The following is a 10600-nucleotide window of genomic DNA, read 5'->3' on the forward strand; positions in this document are numbered from 1 at the left end:
TCGCCCACATTCTTTTTGGCGGTATCGCAACTATACCAGTTGCGGCAATGGACTCGACTCGTGTCAATAATTTTATTTTCATTGTAACCAAACGAAAAATGGTCACCGAAATTCAAGTCTTTTACAAACAAATTTTTCTTATCTAATCCGAAAGTCGCTCCTAAATTATACCCTTCGGCAGTCGCTTCAACAATGCGGTTCGCTTCGCCTTGAATTTCCTTATCGAACGCACCGTAGCTTGCACCAAGCGAAACCTGGTCGAACCAGGCATTCATCAAGTTCGCAAAGGCCTGTACATTGTAAGAGGTGTAATGGTCGTGATCGCGAACGACGCTCGTATCTTTACCTGTTGAGCTTTTCATGTAAGGCGAAGTGAATTCGTAATCGTTATCGGAATGGTTGAAATAGCCCGATACCCCCACTTCCAGGCTCGCGCCACCGACAATACTATCGATTACATGGCTCGCGCTTACCGATGCCTTATGTGTATTGTAACTTGAAAGGCTGTAGGACGCATCCACCGAATTGGCGGGACGCTTCTTGGTAATGATATTGATGGCACCGCCCGCACCGTCCGTAGCAAAACGTGCCGGAACATAGCCCTTGTAAACTTCAATGTCTGCAATCTGGTCAATAGGGATATCGTCAAGACCCAAGTTGCCTTGCGTCTCTACGGGGACGCCATTTACCAGCACCTTGATGTTCTTGCCTTCCATGCCGCGAATGTTGATTTTACCTTCGCTGCCCATGCCACCGGACTTGCGCACCTTAACGCCCGAAGCGGAGTTGACGGCCTTCGAAATGGTCTTGCTTGTATTCTGCATCTCGGCTGCGTCAATCGTCGCAACCGATTCCGCCTTTTTGGCCTGCTTCGCCTGTTCCGCTTCTATTTCAGATTCCACCGAGAGTTCGTCCAGCTGCGTAACGCCCGAGGCATTTGCCGCAGATGCATCTGATTGCGCCGTCGCGCTGTTTGCGTCACCAGTTGTCGCATTGTTTTCTGGAGCAGATTCCTCCAGAAAATCGTCTATCGAGGTAATTTCATCATCTTGGGCACGGGCCGAAACCGCACCAACCGTAGCAAATATAAGGGCAAGCGTTGCCGCCTTATAAAAAATCATCTTTTTCATCGCAGCGCAATTAAGCAATTTTCAGACTAATTTTCTACTCCAAACGGGTCTTTGAAAATCCGAATGGATTTATCCTGTACCAATAACAAAATCCGCCCCCACCATTAGGCGGGAACGGACCTTCGCGTTTATGAGGACAATATGTACACCGCAGATTTGCGGTAATTTCGCTTACTTGAGCGGCACAAGCCACATCGGAATCTGCTTTATATCGGCGATCTTTTCCGCCTTTTCGGACTTAGGATCATAGCGGAAGTAGGCGTTGCCGTCTTTTTCGGTAGAGACCGCAAAAATCACGGTGCCGTCGTCATCGATGTACTTGCCGTAGCTAGCCCAGCTAGAAGTATAATCAATCGGGAGCGCCTTCATGGTTTTCTTGGCAAGATCGATTTCTACCGGCTTGCAGGTATTGTTGTGGTAGCTATCCATATCGGTCCAAACCTGCTGCAGGTCCACCATCACGTTCAAGAAGGAATACACCTTGGTTCCATTGGCGACGGTAGTGGGGCTCAGGTATTTGAAGTTGCCTTTCTTGGTGACGCCGTCGATGGCGACATCATTGGTCACGAACCACTGATAATCCTTGTCGAATTCGGTTTCGCCCACCTTGATGCGCAGGAACCCGTCGACCTGGCCCGGAGCGTAGCCCCAGGAAGCATTGCTGTAGCAGTAAATGTAACCGTCAGCAACGATAAACGACTGGTTCTGGGAATCATCCAGGGAGCCCACAGCCGCGACGCGGTCATCTTCGGCCACGGCAATCACGGAATCCTTTTTGATGTCAATGATGGCAATCTGAGCGGTATTACCGGTAGCATAGTCGCTCACGTTCTGCAACAGGCCAACATAGAGCCGACCGTCCACGATTACGCCTGTACCCGGGCTCACCACGAGAGCGTCCTCGTTCTTGTATTTGGACAGGTCAATCGCGCCCGTGCGCTTCATGGTCTTCGGGTTGATGATGAGCAGCGAGTCAAGCATGCCGCCCAAGTAGGCTTTTTCTTCATTCACGAAGTAAATGTGGTTTGCCCATGCGCCAGCAAGCGAAAGTTCAGCCGTCTTGCTACCAATCTTGTTGTTTGCATCGAGACTGTAGCGTGCAATGGTTCCCACATCAAGGTCGGCAATAAACAAGGAATTGTCGTAATAGACAACGCCTGCGCGGGTTCCGACTTCGATATAGTCGGTGCCGATATCATCTGTATGGTCCAGCGACATCGTGCCGATGAACATCGTTTCGCCCGAGGCAATCGCAGTTGCAAATTCGCGTTTGTATTCGCCATTTTCGCCATTGGCAGAAGAAGAGGAATCGTCGCCGCAAGCAGCGAGCATGCCAAGCGAAATAGCAAGTGCCGCCATGAATCTTTTTTTCATAAATACTCCTTGAAATTAATGCGGAAAAGCCGCGTTTGTTAATTTTGCGGAGCATTTTAGAAACATCGTCGGGGGCGTTCTACTCCAAAAAGGAATGAAAAAATCCAATTGGATTATAAAGCCAAAAACTTCATTTTATCAATGTTAGGCCACCATTTAACTCTATTTAGTCATTTTTCAATCCATTTAGACAGAATCGTATTCAAAATATGATAAGCCCAAAATAAAATTAGCCTTGACAAAGTTTTGCTTACTTGTTAGATTTGTCTTACTTTTTAAGATTCAGCTAACATAGTCGATCTGAATTGATTTATGAGGAAAGAATGCTAGACATCAAAGGAATTGAATGGTTGCACAAAATCGGGTGCTACCATACGACGCTCGCAGGAGATCCAATTCTCATTCTTGAATTTTGCCGGAAGGGGCGCATTACCTGGGCCGGCGGAGCACTGCCCTGCAATCAGCTGAATGCAGGAGAAATGCTGGTTTATGACGCCTGGACTTCGGGTGCGCTAACGCGCTCTGCCAATTACTGCGGCGACCGCATCCTTTTCTACGAGGAATCAGCAAAATACATCCAGGAACATTTCGCAGGTTTTGCACTCGACATCAGGACTCTTGCGCAAAAAATGTGCCGTCCGGGCCGACCGTTCATCGTGCACACCAAGGAAGAGGTGGCTCACGCATTCGAGAAAATCGAGAACAAGTCCGAAAAAACGCAGGCAGAATACTGCAGACTCGCCATCTTAGAATTGTTGCTCACATTAAAAAACTTGGACACTCAAAGAGAATACGCCTGCCGCGAGTGCAATCTATCTTCACTCCAAATAGAAAAGATTTACTGCATCCGTTCGTTCATCTGCGAAAACATGGACAGCCATTTTACCATCGAGGAACTTTCCGACAAATTCGACATGCCGCCTACCGCAATGAAACTCTGCTTCAAGAACGTGTTCGGTTTGCCGGTATTCACTTACGCTCGCCGCGAGCGCATGAAACTGGCCGCCAAGCAACTTCGCGAGTGCGACCGCGGGATTCTCGAGATTGCAGGTGAAGTCGGTTACAATAACGGGAGCAAGTTCGCCCACGCTTTCCAGGATGTGATGGGCATGACCCCGAAGGAATACAGGAAAAAATACAGGATGACAAACGTCGCATAATTATGAAAAAGACATTCTCTAAACTTTACGCTTACATGGGTTCGCGAAAACCGCTGTTCCCGCTTGCATTGATTCTTTCGGCATTGAGCGCCATCGCAGGGCTCGTGCCGTTTTTACTGATGTGGCTCATTGTCCGCGAGGTTATCTCTGGCGGCGACATGACGAACATCAAGATTTTCGACTATTCCATCGGAGCGGTTCTCGCCTCGGTCGCAAGCGTTTTGCTCTACTTTGCGGCCCTCGCTTGTTCGCACATGGTAGCATTCAGGCTCGAAGGCGACCTGCGCCGATTCGCCATGAAAAAGCTGATGTCAGCTCCGCTTGGTTTTTTCGACAAGAATCCGACCGGCAAACTCCGCAAGATTATCGACGACAACGCCGCGATTACGCACACCTTCGTCGCGCACGAGATGCCCGACATTTCAAGCACCATCCTGATTCCCATCGTGGCGCTTGTGATGATGTTCGTTTTCGATTGGCGACTCGGCCTTGCCTCTTTGGTGCCTATCGCATACGCCTTGTTCATTTTGGGTACCCTTGGCCGCAGGGGAACCAAGTTCATGGAACGCTACATGCAGGCCCTCGAAGAGATGAACGCCGAAGCGGTGGAATACGTGCGCGGGATTCCCGTAGTCAAGGTTTTCCAGCAGACGATTTTTTCGTTCAAGAGTTTCTACAACAGCATCGTGACTTACCACAAGATGGTCACAGCCTATTCCGACAACTGGAAAGTCCCTTACTGCATCTACACGATTCTCGTGAACGGATTCGTGTTGTTCCTGGTGCCAACGGCAGCGCTCATCATCAGTAACGACGGCGATGTAAAACTCACCATCGTGAACATGATGATTTACGTGTTGGTAACACCATTGTTCTCGCAGTGCGTGATGCGCAGCATGTACCTGAGCAACGCCACAAACCAGGCGGGAATCGCGGTTGACCGCATTAATGATATCGCGCGCACCAAGGATCTGGAAGTCTGCGAAAATCCTGTCCCGATGCAAAAGTTTGATGTGGAATTCCGGAACGTAAACTTCACCTACCCCGACACCGACAAACAAGTGCTGAGCGACATTTCGCTCACGGTACCGGCGGGCCATACGGTAGCACTTGTCGGGCCTTCGGGCGGTGGCAAGAGTACGATTGCAAAACTTCTGCCGCGATTCTTCGATGTCGATAGCGGCGAGATTACTATTGGCGGTATTCCTGTAAAGCAAATTGACCCGAAGGAACTGATGAAGAACGTTTCGTTCGTGTTCCAGAACACCCGCCTTTTCAAGATGAGCATTCTGGACAACGTTCGTTACGGCATGCCCGACGCGACTCTTGAGCAGGTAAACAAGGCGCTTGACCTTGCGCAGTGCCGCGAAATCATTGACAAACTGCCCGGCGGTATCGATACCGTTATCGGGAGCAAGGGAACTTATCTTTCGGGTGGCGAGCAGCAGCGAGTGGTGCTTGCGCGCGCCATCTTGAAGAACGCCCCCATCGTGGTGCTCGACGAGGCGACCGCCTTTGCTGACCCAGAAAACGAACGCTTGATTCAAGAAGCCTTGCACAAACTGGCCGCAGGCAAGACCGTGCTGATGATCGCCCACAGGCTTACAAGCGTGGTGAACGCCGACCAGATTATCGTTGTCGAAGATGGCGAAATCGCTGAACGCGGAACGCACAACGAATTGCTTGAAAAGAACGGCATTTATGCCAAGATGTGGGCCGAATACCAGCAGTCTGTCACATGGACCCTCGACAATTCCAAGGATAATGAAGGAGGCGAAAATGTATAAGTGGGTTCAGAATACTTTTGCTCTTTCGGAAGAAGGCTCGCGCACATTTGTCCGTGGCGTCGTCTGGACATTCCTGCACTTTGTTTCGCTCATGTTCCCGATGATGATGCTCTTTTATTTTTTGATGGAGCAGATGGGCATTGGTGAATTTGCTGGCAAAACTCCGCACGGAACCTTATTCTACGTAGGAATTGCGGTAGTCCTGTTTGTCGTGATGCTAGTCATTTACAGGTTTTCGTACAGTGCGACTTACAGTAGCGTGTATGACGAAAGCATGCGCCGCCGCGTCTCGATTGCCGAAAAGCTCCGCAAGTTGCCGCTCTCGTTCTTTGGCAAGAAGAATCTTTCGGATTTGACATCGACCATCATGGACGACTGCAATGCTCTCGAAATGATTTTCTCGCATGCGGTGCCGGAACTTTTCGCCGCCATCGGGAGCGTCACCATTATCGGAATCATGCTGTTCTGCTACAACTGGAAAATGTCTATCGCACTTTTCTGGGTGGTGCCTGCAGCAGCTTTGCTCATTGCGCTATCCAAGAAAATTCAGGACCGTTGGTTCGAAAATTCATATAACGCCCGCCGCGTAATTATGGAAGATATCCAGGAAGGTCTCGAAAACGTGCAGGAAATCCGCTCGTATTCGGGTGAAACCGCCTACCTCAACCATTTTGACAAGGATTGCATCAAATACGAAAAATCGCAGATGGATTCCGACGTAAAGGTGGGCTCGTTCCTGAATTCGGCGCAAGGCATTCTCAAGATGGGCCTTGCCACGGTGCTGATTACGGGCGCACGACTCTGGACCAAGGGCGAAATCGATGTGTTTACCTACTTGGTGTTCATCGTGTGCGCGGCGACTGTTTACAACCCGGTTTTCCTGGTATTCAACAACCTCGCCGAACTGTTCTTTGTGAATGTGCGCCTGCGCCGATTCCGCGAAATGGACCAGATGAAACCTCAGGAAGGTGTAACTGTATTCGCTCCCCAGAATTTCGATATCGAATTCAAGGATGTTGACTTCAATTACAACGAGAACAAGCAAGTCCTGAAAAAAGTTTCGTTCACGGCAAAGCAGGGCGAAATCACCGCACTTGTGGGCCCGAGCGGCAGCGGAAAGACGACCGCGGCAAAACTTGCGGCACGCTTCTGGGATATTCAGGGTGGCATGGTAACCCTCGGCGGGCAGGACATCAGCAAGATTGACCCTGAAACGCTCCTCAAGAATTTCTCCATCGTCTTCCAGGACGTGGTGCTGTTCAACACGAGCATCAAGGACAATATCCGCATCGGCAAGCGCGATGCCAGCGACGAAGAAATCCTGAAGGTCGCAAAACTCGCGGGTTGCGACGAATTCGTGCAGAAGATGCCGCAAGGCTATGACACCGTCATCGGCGAAAACGGTGAAACGCTCTCGGGCGGTGAACGCCAGCGAATCTCGATTGCACGCGCCTTGTTAAAGGACGCGCCCATCATCTTGCTCGACGAAGCGACCGCAAGCCTCGACGTAGAAAACGAATCCAAGATCCAGCGCGGCATTTCGCAGCTGGTGAAGGGCAAAACAGTCGTCATCATCGCGCACCGCATGCGCACCATCGCAAACGCCGACAAGGTCGTGGTACTGCAAGACGGTCTCATCGCCGAAACGGGCACCCCTGCCGAGCTCAAGGCGAAAGGCGGCCTGTTCTGCAAGATGCTTGAACTTCAAATGAAGAGTAGTCAGTAGGAGGCACGAAAGTGTCATCCTGAGCGGAATGCCGCAAGGCATGGAGTCGAAGGATCTAGGAAGAATATGACCGCACAACGATTGATGGATTACAAATTGGTTCGCCAATGCGCCCCAACGCTTGCCGCCCGCAAAGTCGGCAGCCTCTTCTGCGTCGAAAACTGCACGCCGATGCACGAACCGCTTTGCGCTTTGCTTGCCCGCTGGAACCGCGAGCTGAATCCGTCGGGCATATTCGTGCGCGTCGTCGCAGAACGTTGCGGGCGCAGCTTCGTGTACGTTTACCGCCACAACCTCCTGAAGCGTCTGTGCGAAGCCAGCGACGTTCGACACTTCCTTGAACAATACGACTACAGGCATTTTGACGAAGACAAACTTATTGCAAACCTGACGTATCGTATCGGCAAGTGCCACTGCTTTCCGCACGAAATAGGGCTTTTCCTGGGCTATCCGCTCGAAGATGTTAAGGGGTTCATCGCCAATGGCGGGCATAACTGCAAAAGTTGCGGTTACTGGAAGGTGTATGGCGACGTAGAAGCTGCGGAAAAGCTCTTTGAATGCTTCAAGAAATGCTTTACGGTCATGAGCAACCTCTTTGAACGCGGCTACTCGCTACCGATGCTCGCCGTCGGGTAAAACAATCCAACCCTGTGTCATCCTGAGCGGAATGCCGCAAGGTATGGAGTCGAAGGATCTATAACTAAAACAATAGGAGAATCACAATGGAAAAAATCGCAGTCATTTATTGGAGCGGAACCGGCAACACCGAACTGATGGCAAAATACGTCGCCGAAGGTGCAAAGACCGCCGGTGCCGAAGCCGACGTGTTCAGCGTCTCGGACTTTTCGCAGGGCCAGCTGGGCGAATACGCCCGCTATGCACTGGGTTGCCCCGCCATGGGCGCCGAGGAACTCGAAGATTCCGAATTCCAGCCCTTCTACGAAGCCGTCAAACCCGCACTCAACGGCAAGAAAGTCGCACTGTTCGGCTCTTACGGCTGGGGTGGCGGCGAATGGATGAACCCGTGGAAGGCCGACGCCGAAGCCGCCGGGCTCGTACTTGTGGCAGACCCGCTCGCCATCGAGAACGCCCCCGATGACGCCGGCAAGGCCGCCTGTCAGGATCTCGGCAAGGTGCTCGCCACCGCCTAAAATGACTTTTTCTTTCTTATAGTGTTTTGGATTGAAACAGCCCCGACGGAATCACACTCCGTTGGGGCTTTTAGAGGAGTTTTTCAATGCAAGTTTCTCGTGTCAACAAGGTTTTTGCCCGATTGGGGCGCTTTCAGGTTCGTTTTCGCTGGTTGATTCTGCTAATAACGGCCATCGTAACGGTTTTGGCGAGCCTCGGACTCCCGCATCTGCAGATGAGTAGCAGTGAAGAGGACTGGTTTGACGACTGGGACAAGGTGAAGATTGACCAGGCGCATTTCAACGAAAAATTCGGTAGCGACGACGGCTACATGGTGATGGTCCGCGCCGACGACGTTTTTGCGCCAGAGGTGTTGCAGGCAATCGACAGGCTTTCGCGCAGGCTCGAAAACGAGGTCCCGTATGCCGACCGTGTGGTTTCACTGACGCACAATTTGTCGATTCCGGTCGCAAATGACGAAGGTTTTGAAGTAATCAATCCCTTCGAGGGCGGCGTTCCCACTGACCCGCAGGAACTGGAAGCGAAAAAACGGCTAATTCTTTCTCGCGAATCGCTCGTGAACAACATCGTTTCTGACGACGCGAAAGAAACCTGGATTATTCTTGCGCTGAAATCATACGAAGGCGGCGTCAATTTTGGCAAGGACAGTATCGCGCCTTTTGCTCGCAACGTCATCTATTCCGACGAATTCAAAAGCGACAAGTTCGAGATGCTCCCGACGGGCATGAGCTACACCGAGATGGAAGAAAACGAAGTCATCTCGCGAGAATGCGCCATGCGTATCGGTTTCGGGTTCCTGGTGATGCTTGTATGCCTTATCTTGTTTGTAAGGTCGTTGCGTGGCGTGGTGGTGCCCGCGATTGCAACAGTCGGCGGCATCGCTTCGGTACTCGGCATTAATGCGTGGCTCGGCGTTGTCGGCGACGAGAGCATGGTCGCGCTCCCGGTGCTTTTAGGCATGGCGCTTTCGGTGGGCTATTCCATCCACTACATCAATTCATTCCGCATGCACTTTAGGCGCACAGGCAACCGCCGCGAATCCGTGATTTGCGCCGTCGAAGAAACGGGCTGGCCAATCCTCTTTACCGTCATTACTACAGTTGCATCGCTGATTTCGTTCCTGTTCGCAGGAATCCGCCCCATCCGCTGGATTGGAGGCATTTCGGCGGGCATCGTCACGATGGTTTACTTGTACGTCATCATCCTGATTCCGATTCTCATGAGCTTCGGAAAGAATGCAGAACCTGACCCGACGCAAGTAAAGTCGGCAGGAGCCACCAAGGCCGACATCCTCTTTGAATTCTTTGGGCGCAAGGTATGCAGGCACAGCGTTATCGTCGCAGTGATTTCGGCGGCAGTAATGTTGCTGCAGATTCCGGGAATGATGCGTATCGACGTGAACATGGACTACACCGAAACCATGGGCGAAAAGATTCCCTTCGTGGTGCGGCTCAAGGATATGCTCAGTGGAAAACTCGGAAGCCTTTACGACTTTAACGTGATGGTGGAATTCGATGACGCGGACGCGCTCAAGGATCCCGCCAATATGAAGCGCATCGAGCAACTTGAACAGAAACTCGGCACGCTCCAGCTCACGAAAATTTCGGGCGACAAGCCGCGCGTGCAATCGGTGACGCGCCTCGTAAAAGAGATGAACCGCACGCTGAACGCCGACAGTATCGAGTATTACAAGATTCCCGATGCGCAGGACATGCTCACGCAACTGCTTTTCTTGTACGAAATCTCGGACCCCGATGCGCTCTTTGAACGCATGGACGAAAATTACAGGACAACCTTCATTCACATAGAACTCGCCGGCTACGACGCCAACAAAATCGTCGAGGACCTGGATTCGGCAAACGCTTATGCCGCCCGCATTTTCCCCGATGCGAAAGTCTCCGTGGTGGGTGAAGTCGTGAACTACGCCGAAATGAACGGCAAGCTGGTCGGCGGGCTTTTGCGCTCGTTCGGCGGGTCGTTCGTGATTATCGCCATCATGATGATCCTTGCATTCGGGAGCATCAAGGCGGGCCTTATCGGAATGATTCCAAACGTCGCGCCGGTTCTCCTGATTGGTGGCGTCATGGGCTATTCGGGCATGCCGCTCGACATGATCACGATGATTGTGATGCCTATGATTTTGGGCATCGCCGTCGACGACACCATCCACATGAACAACCACATCAAATACGGCTTTGAACGCACGGGCAGCTACAGGCACGCGCTACTGCTCTCTTACCGCGAAATCGGAAAGACCATGGGCATGACCAC

8 protein-coding genes are annotated in these 10600 nt (G+C 51.6%); 6 read left to right on the plus strand and 2 right to left on the minus strand.

What is annotated here, in order from left to right:
- On the minus strand, positions 1-1130 hold a 1130-nt coding region (locus B3M32_RS03490), incomplete at its 3' end, for a TonB-dependent receptor (RefSeq protein ID WP_290743615.1).
- A gap of 171 nt (positions 1131-1301) precedes the next feature.
- Complete coding sequence (locus B3M32_RS03495) at positions 1302-2504, minus strand: hypothetical protein (RefSeq protein ID WP_290743616.1); 1203 nt, start codon at positions 2502-2504, stop codon at positions 1302-1304.
- A gap of 323 nt (positions 2505-2827) precedes the next feature.
- Between B3M32_RS03495 and B3M32_RS03500 the strand changes: the two genes are divergently transcribed.
- The 6 genes from B3M32_RS03500 to B3M32_RS03525 all read left to right on the plus strand — a co-directional run.
- On the plus strand, positions 2828-3664 hold the full coding sequence (locus B3M32_RS03500; protein WP_290743617.1) for a helix-turn-helix domain-containing protein: 837 nt from the start codon (positions 2828-2830) through the stop codon (positions 3662-3664).
- A 2-nt stretch (positions 3665-3666) separates the two neighbouring features.
- On the plus strand, positions 3667-5451 hold the full coding sequence (locus B3M32_RS03505) for an ABC transporter ATP-binding protein (protein WP_290743618.1): 1785 nt from the start codon (positions 3667-3669) through the stop codon (positions 5449-5451).
- Positions 5444-7177, plus strand: coding sequence for an ABC transporter ATP-binding protein (locus B3M32_RS03510; protein ID WP_290743619.1), 1734 nt, complete (start codon positions 5444-5446; stop codon positions 7175-7177). The genes B3M32_RS03505 and B3M32_RS03510 overlap by 8 nt, the downstream gene beginning before the upstream one ends.
- A gap of 84 nt (positions 7178-7261) precedes the next feature.
- Positions 7262-7813, plus strand: coding sequence for a DUF3793 family protein (locus tag B3M32_RS03515; RefSeq protein WP_290743620.1), 552 nt, complete (start codon positions 7262-7264; stop codon positions 7811-7813).
- An 86-nt stretch (positions 7814-7899) separates the two neighbouring features.
- On the plus strand, positions 7900-8328 hold the full coding sequence (locus tag B3M32_RS03520; RefSeq protein WP_290743621.1) for a flavodoxin: 429 nt from the start codon (positions 7900-7902) through the stop codon (positions 8326-8328).
- Between the two features lie 86 nt (positions 8329-8414).
- Positions 8415-10600 (plus strand): efflux RND transporter permease subunit (locus B3M32_RS03525; RefSeq protein WP_290743622.1); only part of this gene is annotated, 2186 nt, incomplete at its 3' end.

Source organism: Fibrobacter sp. UBA4309 (assembly GCF_002395745.1).
Lineage (GTDB): Bacteria > Fibrobacterota > Fibrobacteria > Fibrobacterales > Fibrobacteraceae > Fibrobacter.

Coding starts and splice junctions, on each gene's coding strand:
- B3M32_RS03495 (WP_290743616.1), bottom strand. CDS start 2,504: ATGAAAAAAAGATTCATGGCGGCACTTGCTATTTCGCTTGGCATGCTC.
- B3M32_RS03505 (WP_290743618.1), top strand. CDS start 3,667: ATGAAAAAGACATTCTCTAAACTTTACGCTTACATGGGTTCGCGAAAA.
- B3M32_RS03510 (WP_290743619.1), top strand. CDS start 5,444: ATGTATAAGTGGGTTCAGAATACTTTTGCTCTTTCGGAAGAAGGCTCG.
- B3M32_RS03515 (WP_290743620.1), top strand. CDS start 7,262: ATGGATTACAAATTGGTTCGCCAATGCGCCCCAACGCTTGCCGCCCGC.
- B3M32_RS03520 (WP_290743621.1), top strand. CDS start 7,900: ATGGAAAAAATCGCAGTCATTTATTGGAGCGGAACCGGCAACACCGAA.
- B3M32_RS03500 (WP_290743617.1), top strand. CDS start 2,828: ATGCTAGACATCAAAGGAATTGAATGGTTGCACAAAATCGGGTGCTAC.